This window comes from Sphingobacterium siyangense (assembly GCF_023277505.1).
Lineage (GTDB): Bacteria > Bacteroidota > Bacteroidia > Sphingobacteriales > Sphingobacteriaceae > Sphingobacterium > Sphingobacterium siyangense.
This window is the reverse complement of sequence record NZ_CP080574.1, coordinates 5347455-5364557: the sequence shown is the minus strand read 5'-3', so window position 1 is coordinate 5364557 and position 17103 is coordinate 5347455. Positions and strand designations below refer to the sequence as shown.

General features: G+C 38.4%; 13 protein-coding genes and 3 tRNA genes. 8 read left to right on the top strand and 8 right to left on the bottom strand.

Going from position 1 to position 17103, the window contains the following annotated elements; genetic code table 11:
- Positions 1–67: 67 nt before the first annotated feature.
- Positions 68–520, bottom strand: a complete 453-nt coding sequence (locus K2F45_RS22610; protein ID WP_120333347.1) for an SRPBCC domain-containing protein — start codon at positions 518–520, stop codon at positions 68–70.
- A 380-nt stretch (positions 521–900) separates the two neighbouring features.
- Here K2F45_RS22610 and K2F45_RS22605 point away from each other — a divergent pair, with 380 nt between their 5' ends.
- The 3 genes from K2F45_RS22605 (at position 901) to K2F45_RS22595 (ending at position 5483) form a co-directional block, all read left to right on the top strand.
- Complete coding sequence (locus tag K2F45_RS22605; RefSeq protein ID WP_248932483.1) at positions 901–2799, top strand: alpha-L-fucosidase; 1899 nt, start codon at positions 901–903, stop codon at positions 2797–2799.
- A 316-nt stretch (positions 2800–3115) separates the two neighbouring features.
- Positions 3116–4732 carry a sensor histidine kinase gene (locus K2F45_RS22600; RefSeq protein WP_248932482.1) on the top strand — a complete coding sequence of 539 codons (1617 nt, stop codon included), beginning with the start codon at positions 3116–3118 and terminating at the stop codon, positions 4730–4732.
- 1 nt (position 4733) lies between these two features.
- Positions 4734–5483, top strand: coding sequence for a LytR/AlgR family response regulator transcription factor (locus K2F45_RS22595; protein WP_338055419.1), 750 nt, complete (start codon positions 4734–4736; stop codon positions 5481–5483).
- A gap of 58 nt (positions 5484–5541) precedes the next feature.
- Here K2F45_RS22595 and K2F45_RS22590 read toward each other — a convergent pair whose 3' ends face one another.
- The 3 genes from K2F45_RS22590 to K2F45_RS22580 form a co-directional block, all read right to left on the bottom strand.
- Positions 5542–5727 (bottom strand): hypothetical protein, encoded by a 186-nt coding sequence (locus tag K2F45_RS22590; protein ID WP_157626207.1) that lies wholly within the window; start codon positions 5725–5727, stop codon positions 5542–5544.
- Positions 5728–6186: 459 nt separating this feature from the next.
- Positions 6187–6259 (bottom strand) — tRNA-Lys (locus tag K2F45_RS22585).
- A gap of 266 nt (positions 6260–6525) precedes the next feature.
- Entirely contained in the window at positions 6526–7479 is a 954-nt protein-coding gene (locus K2F45_RS22580; protein WP_046671762.1) for an acetyl-CoA carboxylase carboxyltransferase subunit alpha, read from the bottom strand.
- A 160-nt stretch (positions 7480–7639) separates the two neighbouring features.
- Between K2F45_RS22580 and K2F45_RS22575 the strand changes: the two genes are divergently transcribed.
- The 3 genes from K2F45_RS22575 (at position 7640) to chrA (ending at position 11978) form a co-directional block, all read left to right on the top strand.
- Entirely contained in the window at positions 7640–9826 is a 2187-nt protein-coding gene (locus K2F45_RS22575) for a glucoamylase family protein (protein ID WP_248932480.1), read from the top strand.
- A gap of 97 nt (positions 9827–9923) precedes the next feature.
- Positions 9924–10445 (top strand): OmpA family protein, encoded by a 522-nt coding sequence (locus K2F45_RS22570; RefSeq protein WP_075994015.1) that lies wholly within the window; start codon positions 9924–9926, stop codon positions 10443–10445.
- A gap of 204 nt (positions 10446–10649) precedes the next feature.
- Complete coding sequence (gene chrA, locus K2F45_RS22565) at positions 10650–11978, top strand: chromate efflux transporter (RefSeq protein ID WP_248932479.1); 1329 nt, start codon at positions 10650–10652, stop codon at positions 11976–11978.
- Positions 11979–12116: 138 nt separating this feature from the next.
- Here chrA and K2F45_RS22560 read toward each other — a convergent pair.
- The 3 genes from K2F45_RS22560 to K2F45_RS22550 form a co-directional block, all read right to left on the bottom strand.
- Positions 12117–12201, bottom strand: a tRNA-Leu gene (locus K2F45_RS22560).
- A 5-nt stretch (positions 12202–12206) separates the two neighbouring features.
- Positions 12207–12279, bottom strand: a tRNA-Gly gene (locus K2F45_RS22555).
- 112 nt (positions 12280–12391) lie between these two features.
- Positions 12392–12880: a regulatory protein RecX gene (locus tag K2F45_RS22550; RefSeq protein WP_075994013.1), complete on the bottom strand. Its 489-nt coding sequence runs from the start codon at positions 12878–12880 to the stop codon at positions 12392–12394.
- Positions 12881–12957: 77 nt separating this feature from the next.
- Here K2F45_RS22550 and K2F45_RS22545 point away from each other — a divergent pair, with 77 nt between their 5' ends.
- Together K2F45_RS22545 and K2F45_RS22540 are read left to right on the top strand one after the other, a co-directional pair.
- A complete protein-coding gene (locus K2F45_RS22545; RefSeq protein WP_075994012.1) occupies positions 12958–15399 on the top strand; it encodes a bifunctional UDP-N-acetylmuramoyl-tripeptide:D-alanyl-D-alanine ligase/alanine racemase in 2442 nt (813 codons plus the stop codon).
- 44 nt (positions 15400–15443) lie between these two features.
- Positions 15444–16043: a DUF502 domain-containing protein gene (locus tag K2F45_RS22540; protein ID WP_046671757.1), complete on the top strand. Its 600-nt coding sequence runs from the start codon at positions 15444–15446 to the stop codon at positions 16041–16043.
- A 141-nt stretch (positions 16044–16184) separates the two neighbouring features.
- Here the strand turns inward: K2F45_RS22540 and K2F45_RS22535 are convergent, their stop codons facing one another.
- Positions 16185–17087: a pirin family protein gene (locus K2F45_RS22535; protein WP_248932478.1), complete on the bottom strand. Its 903-nt coding sequence runs from the start codon at positions 17085–17087 to the stop codon at positions 16185–16187.
- Between the last annotated feature and the right edge of the window lie 16 nt (positions 17088–17103).

Here is a 17103-nt window from a genome sequence, read left to right as displayed (position 1 = left end):
TTCGGATAACTGTAGTTGAATATATTGTGTTTGAAGTAATTCGATGAGCAGCTATTTTTAGATAACACTATTTTTGGAACATAAAATCGAAAGCTCCAGTTCTCAGATTGATATCATATTCTAGATACGCTTTCATACACGCTAAAAAGTTGGCCCAACCTTCTGTTTGTCGCATCATAATCAGAATTCCATCTGCATCGTTGTTCATTTCGTGTTCTGTAATCTTTATGACCGTCGCGCTTTCTCCGAATGTGGATAGTGTGATTTCTACCAATTGATTGGGAAGTCCTCCACTCCAGTCAAAAGAAATATAAGAATTGGGGCTGATGGTTTTTCCTGTCACGGGAAAACTGTCGGGAAATTCTGGAAATGTCCATTCTACCGTTTTATCTGTCTCTAGCCGTCCAGTTGAAGATTTTATAAAATAGTGATTCATTTTATTGGGATCTACAATGGCCTCAAAAACTTCGTTGATTGGTTTCTGAATTTGTATGCTGGCTTTGGCGGTTAGTTTTTCCATATTAATTTAAAGTTTTAGACAAATATTCAATAAATACAGATAGCTTGTATCTGATTATGTTAAAAATATTTAAAGATCTTTTGGTGACCATGGAGCAATCTATTGCTTAGATCACTGTTTATTTAATTTAAGATGTATATACGATATAAACATCCTATTAAAGAATAGGTTTTCTTTTTTGGGACTCGGATCAATATTTCCTCTAAAACGAACGAATTGTACACTTATAAAATGTAGTTTTAGATTATTTTTGATAATAGTTAAAATCGCCCCTGTATTCCTTCCGTTAGGTCGCCAGGAACGATAATTCAATAAATTTAGAAAGGGTGCCTGCCTGAAATCTTTCAGGTTGGAATTGCCATCTTCATAAAACCAAAGTTATGTTTAAAATTAAGTGTTTTTTTCTTCTTATGCTTTCTTCGGGAATATTGTTTTCGAGCGCACAGATTAAAAATGTAAATGAGGGCAATGAGGCTTCAAATATGTTTAATGATGCGACAGCACGTGATAAAAATGCGATTGTTGAAGCAGAAACTGGTTGGTGGAAACAAGCTGCATTAACTCGTGAACGACGCCTAGAAAAATGGAAGGTAGCCTCATTTGGTATGTTTGTTCATTGGGGTGTTTATTCTCAATATGGAAATATTTGGAAGGGGAGGCCGGGAGGGGGCTATGCGGAGCATCTGATGCGTGTGATGAAAATCCCACGTACTGAGTATCTTGATTCTGCACGTAGATTTAATCCTTTAAAGTTCGATGCAGAGGAATGGGTATTGTTGGCAAAAAATGCAGGGATGAGATATTTTATCATCACGGCTAAGCATCATGATGGCTTTGCGATGTACCCTTCTGCATTTTCAAGTGATTATTCATTGTCAAGCACCGCATTTAAAAGGGACCCGTTGGCGGAATTAGCAGCAGCCTGCCATAAACATGGGCTTTTGTTTGGATTCTATTACTCGCATGCTTTTGATTGGGAGCATCCGGATGCTCCGGGCAATGACTGGGATTACAGTAATCCAGGTGGGGATAAATTGTTGGGTGGTACAAATTGGTTTGACAAACATCCCGAATGGTTGATAAAGGCCAGACATTATGTAGATCAAAAGGCGATTCCACAGATTGAGGAACTTATTCAGCGCTATCATCCGGATTTGTTGTGGTTTGATACACCTCATAAGTTGCCGCTATCTGAAAACCTGAGAATTTTAAAGGCTATTCGAACAGCAGATCCGAATATCATAGTCAATGGTCGATTGGCGCGTACCGAGGAAAAGAATTATGGCGATTATCTGAATACGGCAGATCGACCTGAGGAGTATTATCCAGTTGCTTCTGGCGCTTATTGGGAGGCCATACCAACTACAAATGAATCCTATGGCTATTCGTCGACCGATAAGAGCCATAAACCGACCGCTCATTTTATCAAACTCTTAGCGAAGGCTAGGGCCATGGGGGGAAATATTTTAATGAATATTGGCCCAAAAGGTGACGGAAGCATCGACAGTGCTGACGTCGAAATTTTAAAGGGCTTAGGACAGTGGATGCGGGGGAATAGTGAAAGTGTCATTGCTGTTGGACCATCTCGTTTACCTCGTCAGCCCTGGGGAGTCATTACACAGCGCAAAAATACCCTGTATTTACATATTTTCGAACGCCCTCTACGGAATGATCTCATTGTCGGCGGACTGATTGCTAAGGTTAATTCTGTTTCGTTATTGTCGGGAGAAACGATCAGAAAATATAGATCCGAAAAAGATGGACTGCATATTCCTATAGATCAAATTACGTCTCAGAAGGATGATCTGGTTGTGGTGGTGCAATTGAAGGATACGATAACTCATCCAATAAATCCTGATTTAATATATGTGGATCATAATATCAATAAAAATCGGCTACTGACCTTTTATGCAAAACAGATAGGTAGTCCGATGAAGTTTGGGGATGGTAAAAGGAATCGCTACTATGTGACGGGGTGGACTAGTTTAAGTCAAGGTTTGAGATGGGAAACGAATGTGTTAAATGGTGGACGCTTCAAGGTGGCTATACGGTATGTGAAAGATGTTGCAGGTACGGGAGGGAAGCTCGGCTTAAATTTAGGGGGGAAGAATATGGATTTTACAATAGATCCGTCGTCTTCTGTCAGTTTGCATGACAATCAACTGGAATTGGGTACGGTGCTATTACCAAAGGGCAAGCAAGTTATTGAATTACATGCCCATACTATAGCGGGGGCAGAAATGGTGAAGTTTTTGGAAGTCATATTGCTGCCCGAATAATTTGTATTGAGCTTAGTGAGCATCTGTCGATCCTTTGTTTAAATCTATCTAGGTTTAATACCAAGAACAGCTAGTCGAAAGATTAGCTGTTCTTGTGTTGACTGGTACGAAATTCGAATCAAAAAAAACGATATAAATTTTTCACTTGTTATGGACTAATGCTGTGTCTGATTTAATGATTAAAAGTAACTTTTTTGAGAACATTCAAATACTGTGCAGAACTATACATTTACTAATTCAAACATTACCTTTACTATTTTATGGTTTTAGTTTTGCTATCATTGTGGCAAGTTTGATGAAAATTAAACCAGACAAAATGAAAAAGATAATCCTTGCATTGCTAAACGTCGTTATTATGCTATCTGCTGCAAATGCACAAAATGGCATTAACTTTTATCGCTCGTACGCTGCTGGCGGAAGATTAGCTATGTTTGTTGATAGTGCAGCCAAAAACGTTTATTATGGAAATATATTTCCAAATCAACCGCAGACCTCTTTTAATTATTTACAAGGAATTAACGATATAAGTGTCCAAATCTATTTTAGAAAGACAGAACGTGTACAGGATTATCGGTATACAATCTTGGTGGATAACAAACCTTTAGCGATAAATAAGTTGATCGACACTGCACGGCTGAAAAATATTGATAGAGGGGAGGGGGAAATACGACGCTCTGCTACGTTAGGTACCTTCTCTATAAAAGATAAAATCATTACAATACTCACCTATGACATCCAAAGACCGCAAGATGTTTACAAAAATGTGTTTTACGGTAGACCAATTCCGAAAGCGAAAATTAAAACTTTTGCAAAACGCTTCGCTACTAAAGAAGGTATTGATTACAGCTATATCACAGATCCGAAAGAAAAGACAAGCATTATTTTTACCCGCAAGGACGATGAATTAACGATCGTAAAAGACAGGTTGGATATTGATTATCTCTACTATACCTCCATAAAAGATAAAAAATCAAATAAGATCATCTTCGAATCAACAGCTTGGCAATATGGGGGCTACCTTGATGAAGCCTATAAACTTTCACCTTATATAAAGATTGATAAAAGCATTTTCAAAAAATCGGGAGATTATGAAATTATCATTCAGCCATTGATCAAATGGGATAGATACTCGGATTTTGATATTTCATCAGAAGAAATAGAAAAATATGTGACCCGGCATACGCTTTCTATAACGATAGATGAAGAAAGTTATACCAAATTAGAGCTTTTTACTTATGCGGCAATTGGAACATCTTCCATTGGATTCGTGTTTCTTGTTATCCTCTATCTCACCAAAAAAAGTAACAAAAAAAAGCTGGCAGAAAAAGAACAGGAAGGAAGCATGATAAAGCTACAGCTTAACTCCATTCGTTCCCAATTAAATCCTCATTTTTTGTTTAATGCACTTTCTGGTATCCAAAATCTGATAAACAAGAATGAAATAGACAGTGCGAATAAATACCTTTCTAAATTCGCTCGCTTAACGCGTAACGTGCTTAAGGATAATGAGCGGATTAGTTTATTACAAGAAAAATCTCTATTGGATGATTACCTACAAATGGAGCAATTGCGATTTGGCTTTCAGTACACCATCAATCATTCTGGAGACTTAGATTTGGCAAACATAGAAATACCAAGCATGTTACTGCAGCCTTTTGTAGAAAATGCAGTGAAACATGGGATGGCGCAAAAAACTACTTCTGGCAAAATTATGATTGAATTTATGAAGCAAGCAGATAACTTGATCCTAACCGTTACCGATAATGGAACTGGATTTGACACGGAAAGAAAGTACACTGGTTTGGGCCTTCAATTAAGTGACAGTAGAGTAGCACTTTTAAATAGAGTTTATAAAGAAAATCGTTTTATCTTAGTTATACAATCAAGCATTAATGGCACTAAAATATGTTTAACATTAACGGATTGGCTATAATATGATGAGAGCGGTTTTAGTAGACGACGAAATCTCCAATTTAGAAAACCTACAGGCTTTGCTAGAAAAACACTGTCCGCAGGTAAGTGTAGTTGCGATGGCGCAAAGCGTGAGAGATGCTGTTGATGTTATTGGAAAATATTTGCCTAATCTAGTGTTTCTTGATATTCAAATGGGCGATAAGACAGGCTTTGATCTGTTAAATCTGCTGCCATGGCGTGATTTTGAAGTTGTTTTTGTTACCGCTTACGACCAATATGGAATACAAGCTGTAAAATTTGCGGCATTAGATTATCTTTTAAAACCTATAGATATTGAAGAATTAATGGATGCGGTAAATAAAGCTGAATATAAATTGGCTGCGCAGAAACAAAATTCACAGCTCGAATTTTTACTACAGCAACTAAAGAAACCCGAAAAGAACGTTGGCAAGATTGCTCTACAGATGCAAAGCGAAATCAGGTATGTTACTTTATCCGAAATCATACGTTGTGAAGCAGATAATACTTACACGCACTTTATCCTTGCGAATGGTGAAAAAATTTTGGTTTCTAAATCGCTTAAAGAATATGCGGATCTACTGCATCCCAACGGATTTGTAAGAACTCATCAAAGCCATCTGGTAAATCCAAAATACGTGAAAAGCTGGTTAAAAGAAGACGGTGGTATTTTACTCTTAATGTCTGGTGAAAAAATACCTATTTCTAAGCCCAACAGAGACATGGTGAAACAAGCCTTGCAGCAGCTCTAATCTAGTCTATTGTAATCCCCGCTTTAAAATCTGATCGCCTACATGATCCAGGTTGGTGCTATGTGCTCAGATAGCTTTTAAGGTAAAATACCGTAGAAATATCTTTCATAATCCATTCGCGAAGTTTAGAAATACAGGAACTTGTAGGAATCTTGCCCGGAGGGCAGCACTTTGGTAACGATTGTGAAGCCATTGTAGTTAAGGTGATCAGCTCCATAGCGATCAAATAACCAAGTTTAATCATATACCGAGCCTAATGATGAAACATTCACTTAAGGTAATGATTATTATTTCAAGGAAATTCTGGCTTTTCTATTCTTTTACCAACGGTATCTTCTTGGAGGTCTCGCATACCAACTTATACCTAATAACAATTTTCAATCAATTTTTAGACAGTGATTGCTCAGTGATTATTCAGTCTATACTGAACCATAACTGAGCAATCACTGAACAAGCACTGAACGAGCACTGAACAAGCACTGTAATAAAAGCGAATTTCGTCCCTACTTGATCCTAATTTGTGCAGCTAAAAATTAAAAATGAAAAGGACTACGCTTAGATAACAAAACGATCGTTATTGTGGGGTAATAGAACATTTTGGGATGTAGATTAACATGTTCCGATCAAACCCTGTCTACACTTCTTTCGGGTTCAAATACCGATAAAGCAAAAAAAGCTAATCGTAAGATTAGCTTTTCTTTTGTGATCCCGCTGGGATTCGAACCCAGGACCCATACATTAAAAGTGTATTGCTCTACCAGCTGAGCTACGGAATCCTTTCTGTTTTTGAAAGTGATGCAAAGGTAGAAAAATAAGTTATTTGCGCAAAATGTTTTTGTCTTTTTTATTGATTAAAGTTGTAACTATTTAAAAATTACCGAATTATTTTTTATTAAAAAAGCCTTTTAGAAACTTGTGGATAGGATTGATTTGTATGGAGGCTGTTCGTTAGAACGAGGAGGTGTATTTTTAATGCAGGATAGCCATAAAAAAAGTCAGCTAATTGCTGACTTTTTTATTTTTTAGGGTTGTATTGCTAACATTATTCAGTTACCACACCCATTTTGCTAAACTTATCAATTCTTTCAGTAACTAATGTATCGCTATCTTTAGCCGTCAATTCAGCAAGATCTTTCAACAGCTGGCTTTTTAGATTAGCCGCTGCTGCCGCGGGATCTTGGTGAGCACCACCTAGCGGTTCAGGGATAATACCATCAATCAAGCCGTTGCCCAACATGTCTTCTGAAGTCAATTTTAATGCCTCAGCGGCTTTTTCTTTATGATCCCAGCTTCTCCATAGGATAGAAGAACAAGATTCAGGCGATATGACCGAATACCAGGTATGTTCCATCATGTAGACTCTGTTTCCAACGCCAATACCCAAAGCTCCACCTGAAGCTCCTTCACCAATAACAACGCAAATGATTGGAACTTTCAATACAGCCATCTCCATGAGGTTACGTGCAATCGCTTCACCCTGTCCGCGTTCTTCAGCTTCAAGTCCTGGATAAGCACCCATCGTATCAATTAAAGTGATCACAGGTTTGTTGAACTTTTCAGCCATTTTCATTAAACGTAGTGCCTTTCGGTAGCCTTCAGGATTGGCCATTCCAAAGTTGTGGTATTGACGCTCTTTGGTGTTTTTACCTTTTTGATGACCGATGATCATAACGGCATTACCATCAATAGAAGCCATACCACCGACAATCGCTTTATCATCCTTAACGGTTCTGTCACCATGCAACTCGATAAATTCGTCGCAGATAGCTTCTATATAATCATAAGTCTGAGGGCGATCCGGATGGCGTGACATTTGAACGTTCTGCCAGCCTGTTAAATTGCCGTATATTTCTTTTTCAGTAGAAGCAAGCTTTTCTTCAAGCTCACGAACGGTTGCGCTCATGTCAACTTGAGTTTTTTCGGCAACTTGAGTTACCTTTTCAATTTGCAATTGCAAGTCTGCAATTGGCTTTTCAAAATCAAACGTGGTTTTCATATATCTATTTTATGAAAATATTCAGAGGGCTAATTTAGCGCATTTTTTCTGAAATTAAAATTAGGGAGGATAATATCATTGGAATTCCTTTGTTACATTTGCGTTATAATCGTACTGGTGGCTTAGTTTTTGATTGTAGGCCTGTGAAAAATGTTGACTTATGCTGAAAAAATATTTTTACTTTCTTTTGTTACTGATCTTACCTACACTTGTTCGATCAGAAAGTTATCCTGAGGTTTTATTTGACAATAGTGTTATCAACGGGAGTTATGCTAAGAGTATCGCTCATTATACTGGTGAATCATGGATCCAAAATGTGAGCTATAGCCTACCGGTTTCCGATAGTTTGTTTTTTACGCCAGGCAATTCGCTTTCTTTGCGGTACGTTTCTTCTCCTAATGGTAAATGGGAGGCAAGTATTTTAAACGATAAACAGAAATTTCCCTATTTAATTGCCAAGGATGATCAGCTAACTTTTAAGCTTTTTATTCAAAGCAATACTGAAAAGGGACAATTGCCAAAAGTCACCTTACAGCAAAATGATACAAGGACAAATGCTGTGGATATCGCAAATTATATCGATGATTTTGCTTATGATACTTGGCTTAATGTTTCCATTCCAGTCGCCAAATGTGTAGGAATTTCATTAGGGAAGCCTGTTTCGGCTTTAATTCTTGAACAGAATGGAACTGCACTGCAGACAAATCAATTATTTATCGATCAAATAGAGTTTTTGCCCAAAAACTATCCAAAGGTAAGACTGTCATCAGCAGCTATCTTATCTAAGATCAGTTCCGTGGATAAACAAGTCGAGTTGGTCTGGCAATTGCCGCTAACACCAAGTATTCGCTACGTGAAAATCTACCGTTCGGAAGATAAACTCAATTTTCAGCCGATCGCAATTTTACCCATCTATGTACAGAAGTCGCTCGATAGGGTAAATGAATATAACAAATCTTATTATTATAAGATCGCTTGGGTAGACTATAATTATGTTGAATCTCCTTTTTCTGAGGTTAGGGAGGTACAGACAAAAAAAGGTACGGATACGGAGATGTTAAATTTTATCCGGAATGCTCATGTGAATTATTTTATAGACAACTATGATGTAAATAGTGGTATGTTTCTGCCTGATCGAGGCAATAGACAGGCTATTGTATCTACAAATGAAACTGGCTATGCGATCTTGGGCTTACTTGTGGCGGGAGAGAATAACTTGATCTCGCGACAAGCTCTTTTGGTCAGGTTAACACGGATTGTAAAATTTTTGAGCAGTGCACAACAACATCAAGGGATCTTTACAGCGCTTTACGATGGCCGGTCGGGGGTGCCTTATTATCGCGATTCAATTCCAACGTACGATTTGCGCGGAACCTCACATATCATGGAATCGCTTTTAATCGCCCGGCAATATTTTTCTAAAGAAGATCCTGTGGAACAGACGTTGAGAAATAATATTACGAAGCTCTGGGAACGCATAAATTGGAACTATTTTACCGACGCACAGAATCCTGATGTACTCTGGAATAAGTGGTCGCCTGTAGACAGTACAGCTAGATCGAGGCCTTTGGGGGGATTTAACGAGAGTTTGGGTACCTATTTACTGGCGATGTCTTCACCTACCCACCCTTTAGCTATTTCAGCTTATATCAATGGATTTGCAACCAAACATAAAGGCAACGAATTGTATTTTGGGGATGACTCCAGTGATTTGGCTCCTGAACTCAAAATGAAATTAAATGATTCTTTGGCGCTTTCAATAAGTGCAAACCCTTTAATTGGCGATAGGGGAAATGCCGGAATTTCGATCTACTCCGACGACAAAGTTATTTTTGCCAAGAGTATTGCAGGCGGCAGTTTAAATGAATCATTGATGTCTGTCTATCGTCCCTTTTTGATTATGGATCCTAAAGGGAAAGTAGATGATTTTGTCGATTACAAGAAATATTTATCGAATTATATTCTTGCCTATAAACGGAGAGATAATGAAATGAGTATAGGGACTCGATTTACCGATATTTGGGGAGTGGAAAATGTGGAAGATACCTATCAGGGGTATTTGGTGAATCCTGCAATAGCTATTGCAGCTTACCCATTTGAAAAGGAGATTGGTCTAAAAGCATTACGTAAATTTTACGAAGAATACGCTGATGTGTTATTTACACAATATGGTTTCAGAAGCTGGATTGATATTAAAAACAACGATGTTTCTGAAACTTATCGTGCGAGGAATCAGGCAACGATTGCCGTGATGATCGAGAATGCAAATTCAGGCATGATTTGGAAATTGTATGAGAATATTCCTGAGGTAAAAAAGACTTTAGAAAAAGTATATACCAAGAAATAGATTTGTTACGTTAGATATGACGTAAAACGGATGTCATATTGGACTTTTTTCGCTATATTTACTTGCTTAAATCGATATTAAATACGTTAGAAACGACATGCTTAGAAAAATTAATTTGGGAATTTTAACCTTATGTGCAAGTTTATCGTTATTTTCCTGTAAACAACAAGCTATTGTAGTCAATCCAGGTGCAGTTGTAACAAAAGATGGAACTGATGATGGTTTGAAAAATGTGAAGAAGGATTTTAATGATGCGAAAAGAACTGATGAAGGGATTAAGTTTAGTATATCGTCTGATTTATTGTTTCCAACAAACTCTTCTTACCTATCTGAGAAGGCGAAAACTGAAGTTAGTAAATTAGCGTTGATCTTGAAGGAAAGTAATAATAAGATCAAAGTTGATGGATATACTGATGCTACGGGTACTGTTGAGTATAATCAGTGGCTTTCCGATAAAAGAGCGGCGTCTGTTAAGAAGTTCTTGGTAGATTCTGGGGTTGCTGAATCGCGCATTACGGCAAAAGGTTTCGGTCAATCAAATCCAGTTGGAGATAATAAAAGTCCGGAAGGACGTCAAAAAAACAGAAGAGTGGAAGTTACTATTTTAGATAAAAAATAGTTTATCAGACCAATTCTTAATATAAAAAAAGCGAGATATTTAAGATATCTCGCTTTTTTTATGCAGTTATATGGCGGTTTTCACACCGCTGTATATGGTCTCCCGAAACAAGATGTTTTAAAACAGGAGACATCGGAATAGGGCCTGTTCTGCAGAAATTGTTTTCGATAAAATCCGGGCCTAAGACAAATAGCGTTGAAAAAGATGAATTTAGAGGAAGAAAATAATAGACAGAAGCCAATTTTTCGGGAAGCCATGTGGTTTTGGTTTGTGTTAGGTTGGATAAGTTTTGGTGGAACAACCGGCCATGTGACCATTATGCACGATTTTTTGGTCGAAAAAAAAAGATGGGTAAGTAACAGGAAGTTTTTTCAGGCACTCAATGCATGTATGTTGTTGCCGGGACCGGAAGCGCATCAATTGACGATTTATTTAGGATGGAAGTTGCACGGCATAAAAGGTGGTGTGTTGGCCGGGGTATTTTTTATTGTTCCCTCACTTCTTATTATATGTGGACTCAGTACACTATATGCTCACTATGGCAACTCCGCATTGCTTATTGCTTTATTTTCGGGTTTAAAACCTGCAGTTCTAGCGATCATTATATTTGCAACCTTTCGGGTGGGGCAGAAATCTCTTGTCAGCACATGGCATTATTTGGTAGCATTGGCCGCTTTTCTTCTATCGTATTTTGCTGGGGTTCCAATGCCCTGGATTATTGTGGGTGTGATCGCTGTTGGTCTACTACTATATGCAATCTTGTCAAAAACTTCGAAAATTGATGCTAATCGTGAAAATGAAGACAAGCAGTTCGAATCTACTTATTATGTCAATACGCTCGAAACACTTCCTTCGGTATCCTACCGTCGTATTTCTCTTCAGGTGCTGCTGTTTTTCTTACTATGGTTGATTCCGTTGAGCATTTTGCTGTTTTTTACCATCGATACTGAATTTTGGAAGACACTTTCTTTTTTATTTACAAAGTCTGCGTATTTGACAATTGGAGGTTCTTATACCGTCATTCCCTATGTTGCAGCTCTTGTGACAGAGAAATTGTTTTGGCTTTCGAAGAGCCAGATGATCGATGGATTTGCTCTTGCAGAGACGACGCCGGGGCCTTTAGTGGTTGTTTTGGCCTATGTTGGTTTTATGGCTGGCTTCAATCATTTTCATCAGTCCTATTCCATGGCAGCAATAGGTTTGATCACTACAGCATATTTTACCTTTTTGCCAAACTTTGCCTTGATTTTTGTTGGGGCACCACTGATTGAACGGACCCAAAAAAATACATGTATACAATTTATCCTATCTTTAGTGACTGCATCCGTAGTTGGTGTAATCGTTAATTTAGCCTGTTATTTAGGTATAGGAATTCTATTTCCAAGTGGTGTCAGTTCTTGGTATGCCATTGAGCCGATGGCTCTGGTTTGGGTGTTATTTTCACTTTTTCTTTTATTCAAGTATAAAATAGGCATGTTGAAACTTATATTGTTGAGTCTGGCCTACGGCTTTCTCTTATTTTTATGGCGATAAAATAAAATGTCTATTGGCTGATGAGTTTCGCAAGCAAGTTTATTGAAGATTGAAGGGAGTTTTGTGAATTTGATAGGGCCATTCGAGGTAACATACGCGCATAAACAAGAAAAGCCCATCGTTAGATGAGCTTTCTTGTACCTAGGGCGGGAATCGAACCCGCACTCCCTTAACGGGAACAGGATTTTAAGTCCTGCGTGTCTACCAGTTCCACCACCTAGGCAGGTGAGCGAAAAACGAGATTCGAACTCGCGACCCCAACCTTGGCAAGGTTGTGCTCTACCAGCTGAGCTATTTTCGCATTGGAATTTTATTTCAATTTTTAAAAGAACCTTGCGTTCCTTTTTGGTGATGCAAATATAGAGCGAAAATTCAATATTGCAAAATATTTATTTACTTTCTTTCTGTGTTTTTTATAACTCCTTTGAATTCAGTGTAGAAAAAATTAAATCACTTTCAAATCCGCGGGATAGTGCAAACTGATAAACTTTGTTTTTAACTGCATAGTGGTTCTTACCACTAATTTCACGGAGTTTTTTGTCAATGATATGATTTAAGATTTGTTCATATTCATCTAGATCGATTTGCTTAAAGGCAATTTTTATCAATTGTTCGGATACCCTTTTTGCTTTGAGTGCCTGCTTGATTTTTACTTTACCCCAGCCTTTCATGCGGAGTTTTCCGTTACAGTAGGCAATAGCAAAGCGTTCTTCATTTAAAAAATTATCGCTGATCAAATTAGCCAATACATTTTCGACTTCTTCTTCGTTTAGTCCCCAACTGTAGAGCTTATCGCGTACTTCTTGCTGTGCGCGTTCTTGATAGACGCAATAGCTTTCCGCTTTCAACTGCGCCTGATGCTGCGTTAATATCTTCTTGTTTCTTTTTTCTTCGTCAAACATATTGTCAAAATTTCAAAAATAATATGAAATAACTAAAAAAATGTTCAGTTTTGACACAATCAAAATATATCAGGAGAATGTACAAAATATCGGAAATCGCCCAGATTTTACATCCTAATCGCACATTTATAACGGATCCTAATTCTTTTGTCCAGCATTTATTTTATGACAGCCGTAAAATTGCCCAGGCGGACAACGGGATTTTTTTTGCACTTCAGAAGAACAGAGATGGTCATCGGTATATCCGGGAAGCCTACGAAAAAGGAGTTCGTAATTTTGTGCTTCAGGCCGAGGAGGGACAGGAAATGGAGCTTTTGGAAGCTAATATTCTTTGGGTATCGGATAGTTTAGTTGCTATGCAGGAGCTGGCAACTTTTCATCGTCAGAAATTTGATTATCCTTTCATCGGAATTACTGGGAGCAATGGCAAAACGATTGTAAAAGAGTGGCTTTTCCAGCTTATGTCTCCTGAATATAAGATTTACCGAAGTCCTAAGAGCTATAATTCTCAACTTGGTGTGGCTTTGTCCTTGTGGGGATTGTCCGATCAGTATAATCTTGCGCTAATCGAAGCGGGGATTTCAGAAAAGGGGGAAATGCTGCGCCTTGAGCAGATGATAAAACCAACTATAGGACTATTAACCAACATCGGTGTTGCCCATAAAGCTGGTTTCAAATCTAAGGAGGAAAAGATTTATGAAAAGCTCGAGCTTTTTAAAAATGTTGAAACTATGATTTTTCCAAATAGTTACCTCGAAAATATTCAATTGCCATATAGACCACGAAAATTTTCTTGGGGGCTTGATGAGGGCCTTTCGTTGGAAGTATACTCCATCAAACAGGTTAACGACCGATTTACTATGGTCACGTTCTATTATACCGGTCGCACCTTTGCTGTTGAAGTACCGTTTGTGGATAAAGGTAATGTTGAGAACGCGATAAATTGTGTAGCGGTGATGCTACGTTTTGGTTATGAAAATGAAGTGATCGCATCGAGGATTAAAGAGTTGCAGCCAGTGGCGATGCGTCTTGAATTAAAAAAAGGAAAAAAGAATAGCTCCATTATCGATGACTCGTATAGTAATGATCTAGATGCGTTGCAGATAGCCCTGGAGTTTTTAAATCAGCAGGGGCAGCATCCGTTCAAGATGTTGATATTGTCGGATATCCCTGGTGTCCATATCGAAGATGAAAAAAGTTTGTCCAAGCTGAAACGTTTGCTTCGTGAGTATCGTTTGGATAAATTGATATTGATAGGCGAAGTGTTGCCTAAAGTGGCATCACAATTTGATGTGCCTTCTATTTCATATAGCGATACAACTGCTTTCTTGGCCGATATTAGGTCGCTTTCTTTTGAAAATGCCACGGTGTTATTGAAAGGAGGACGTGAGTTTCATTTTGAACGTATCAGTCAGCTTTTAGTTGCAAAATCGCATGATACAGTGCTTGAAATCAATTTGAATGCACTCGAGAATAATTTGAACGTATATCGACAGCTGCTGCCGAAACAGGTGAAGTTGATGACCATGGTCAAAGCTTTTTCTTATGGTAGTGGAAGCTTCGAGATCGCAAATCTTTTGCAATTCAATCGGGTGGATTATCTGACGGTTGCTTTTGCGGATGAGGGAGTTGATTTGCGTGGTGCGGGCATAAAATTACCTATTGTAGTGATGAGCCCTGATGAAAGTTCTTTTGAGTCCATTGTTCAGTATAACCTTGAACCGGAAATTTATAGCTTTAGAATATTGTTCTCCTTTTTGAATTTTCTGAAAACGAAACAAATAGCTTCTTTTCCGATTCATATTAAGATAGATACAGGTATGCATCGGTTGGGTTTTATGCCTGACGAGGTCGATCGTTTAATAGCGGTGCTACGTGCGGAAGCGATTTTAGAGGTTAAATCTGCATTTTCCCACTTAGCGTCTGCAGGTAATGAAAAGGATCGGGAATTTACACAACGACAAATTGATCTGCTGGATGAGTTTACAAAGCGTCTCGAAAGTGGTATAGGATATTCTTTTCTACGTCATATTGCAGCAACATCGGGTATTGAATTGTGGCCGAATGCATATTTTGATATGGTGAGGTTGGGGATAGGGCTCTATGGTATCGATATTGAGCGCCATGATTTACCCATTAGGGAGGCGAGTACCTTGAAAACGAATGTGACACAGATTAAATACCTCCCGGCAGGTGAAACCGTAGGTTATAATAGGCACGGCGTCCTGTATAGAGACAGTAAGATTGCGACAATTAAAATTGGTTATGCGGACGGTTACGATAGGCGTTTTGGTAACGGTGTGGGTAAAATGTTGATAAACGGGTTTTTAGTCCCTACTATAGGTGATATATGTATGGATATGTGCATGTTGGATGTTACGGGTGTGGAAGTTGGAGAGGAAGATGAAGTTATCGTGTACCCTGATATAAAGTCAGCGGCGAAAGCTATAGGAACGATTCCTTATGAACTGCTGACGAGTATTTCCCAACGCGTAAAAAGAGTATATTTTTATGAATAATAAAGGATATTCTGCATTTTTGAATAATATTTGATTTTCAATTCATGTTTAGCAAATTAATCAGAGGATTTATTAATTATTTGATACGAGGTATCCTGGTGGTGGTTCCTCTAGCTGGTGCTATTTTTTTAATAGTTTGGATTGTTGCATCAGTTGATTCGGCATTGAATCTAACTGAACATTTTTTGGAGGATGATAGAGGGCACCCCTTGTATATTCCAGGAATAGGTATTCTGACCGTTATTTTGGTATTGGTTCTGGCGGGGCTTATTTTTACAAATTTTGTGACAGACCCCATTAAAGTGTGGATTAATCATCAGATCCAGCGGATTCCGCTTTTAAATACCTTATATTCTTCGATTAAAGATTTTACAGAGGCCTTTGTTGGTGATGCAAAGAAATTTAATGAACCTGTCCTGGTGACGGTGAATGAGTTTGGTCTGAAGAAGATAGGTTTCTTAACGCAGCATGATTTAAAAAGCATTGGGCTTGAAGAAGAAGTTATGGTGTATTTTCCATATTCCTACTCTTTTGCAGGGCAGGTCGTCATTATCAGTGCAGATAAGGTGAAAAAATTAGATATGTCTCCAACAGATGCCATGAAACTCGTTGTTTCCGGTGGTGTGAGCGGGATAGCCCATTAGTCGGCTTTCATATCGGTTAAGTAAAAATGCTGGAAGTCGTTGTATGATTTCCAGCATTTTTATTTTTTTGCTTATTCTGTCTTTCTACTTTTGGGGCTTTTCCAATTTATACGTCCACGTTGTTATTCGTATAGGGCATTGCTATTGATTTTTTTTCTGCCCTAAAGTCGGATTTACTGGTGGGATTGGAATATAGCCGTCATCGCCAGGTACTTTTGGAAATTCATGATTTTCCCATTTTTCGCGCGCTATTTTCAATGTTTCAATGTCTGAAGCGACGAAGTTCCAGTCGATATATCGTTGTTCAGGAAAGGGTTCGCCCCCAAAAATGTAAACTGAAGTACCCGCCCTCATTTCGAATTCACATAGTTTCGCATCCTTGGCAACTAAAATCTGTTTTGGACCGAATTCCTGGCCTTCCGCATGAACAGTTCCATGAAGGATATACAATCCACTTTCGCCATATAGGTAATCGCCCAGTTTAATGGTCGCATCTTGTTCTGCTTTGATTTCAATAAGATATAATGGACTATATACCGGAACCTCGGAACGATGGTTTTTAATTTCACCTGCAATTAAACAATAAGATACACCGTCTTCGGTCCAATGTGGAAGCTGCGGTTCTTCTATGTGAACAAAATTAGGTTCCATTTTTTCGAGTTCTTTTGGTAGGGCCACCCAAATCTGCAGCCCATGTAGGTCGTGCGGGGTAGATCTCAGCTGTTCGGGAGTTCTTTCGGAGTGTGTGACACCCTTACCAGCCGTCATCCAATTGACTGCTCCAGGTTTGATCTCCACGGCATTTCCTAAGCTGTCACGGTGCATAATGCTACCTTCGAATAGATAAGTCAATGTGGATAATCCGATATGCGGATGTGGAGCAATATCCATAAAGTGCGGTTCGGCAATGTTATCAGGTCCCATGTGGTCGATAAAGATAAAAGGGCCGACCATACGTTTCTGCCTGAAAGGAAGAAGTCGCCCAACTAAGAAATTGCCTATGTCAGCGGCTCTTTCTTCAATAACTATTGCAATATTTGACATAATGTTTCCTTATTTT

What these genes read in the sequence shown, in the direction of transcription:
- K2F45_RS22610 (WP_120333347.1), bottom strand. Translation starts at nt 520, where the DNA reads ATGGAAAAACTAACCGCCAAAGCCAGCATACAAATTCAGAAACCAATC.
- K2F45_RS22605 (WP_248932483.1), top strand. Translation starts at nt 901, where the DNA reads ATGTTTAAAATTAAGTGTTTTTTTCTTCTTATGCTTTCTTCGGGAATA.
- K2F45_RS22600 (WP_248932482.1), top strand. Translation starts at nt 3,116, where the DNA reads ATGAAAAAGATAATCCTTGCATTGCTAAACGTCGTTATTATGCTATCT.
- K2F45_RS22595 (WP_338055419.1), top strand. Translation starts at nt 4,734, where the DNA reads ATGATGAGAGCGGTTTTAGTAGACGACGAAATCTCCAATTTAGAAAAC.
- K2F45_RS22590 (WP_157626207.1), bottom strand. Translation starts at nt 5,727, where the DNA reads ATGATTAAACTTGGTTATTTGATCGCTATGGAGCTGATCACCTTAACT.
- K2F45_RS22580 (WP_046671762.1), bottom strand. Translation starts at nt 7,479, where the DNA reads ATGAAAACCACGTTTGATTTTGAAAAGCCAATTGCAGACTTGCAATTG.
- K2F45_RS22575 (WP_248932480.1), top strand. Translation starts at nt 7,640, where the DNA reads ATGCTGAAAAAATATTTTTACTTTCTTTTGTTACTGATCTTACCTACA.
- K2F45_RS22570 (WP_075994015.1), top strand. Translation starts at nt 9,924, where the DNA reads ATGCTTAGAAAAATTAATTTGGGAATTTTAACCTTATGTGCAAGTTTA.
- chrA (WP_248932479.1), top strand. Translation starts at nt 10,650, where the DNA reads ATGAATTTAGAGGAAGAAAATAATAGACAGAAGCCAATTTTTCGGGAA.
- K2F45_RS22550 (WP_075994013.1), bottom strand. Translation starts at nt 12,880, where the DNA reads ATGTTTGACGAAGAAAAAAGAAACAAGAAGATATTAACGCAGCATCAG.
- K2F45_RS22545 (WP_075994012.1), top strand. Translation starts at nt 12,958, where the DNA reads ATGTACAAAATATCGGAAATCGCCCAGATTTTACATCCTAATCGCACA.
- K2F45_RS22540 (WP_046671757.1), top strand. Translation starts at nt 15,444, where the DNA reads ATGTTTAGCAAATTAATCAGAGGATTTATTAATTATTTGATACGAGGT.
- K2F45_RS22535 (WP_248932478.1), bottom strand. Translation starts at nt 17,087, where the DNA reads ATGTCAAATATTGCAATAGTTATTGAAGAAAGAGCCGCTGACATAGGC.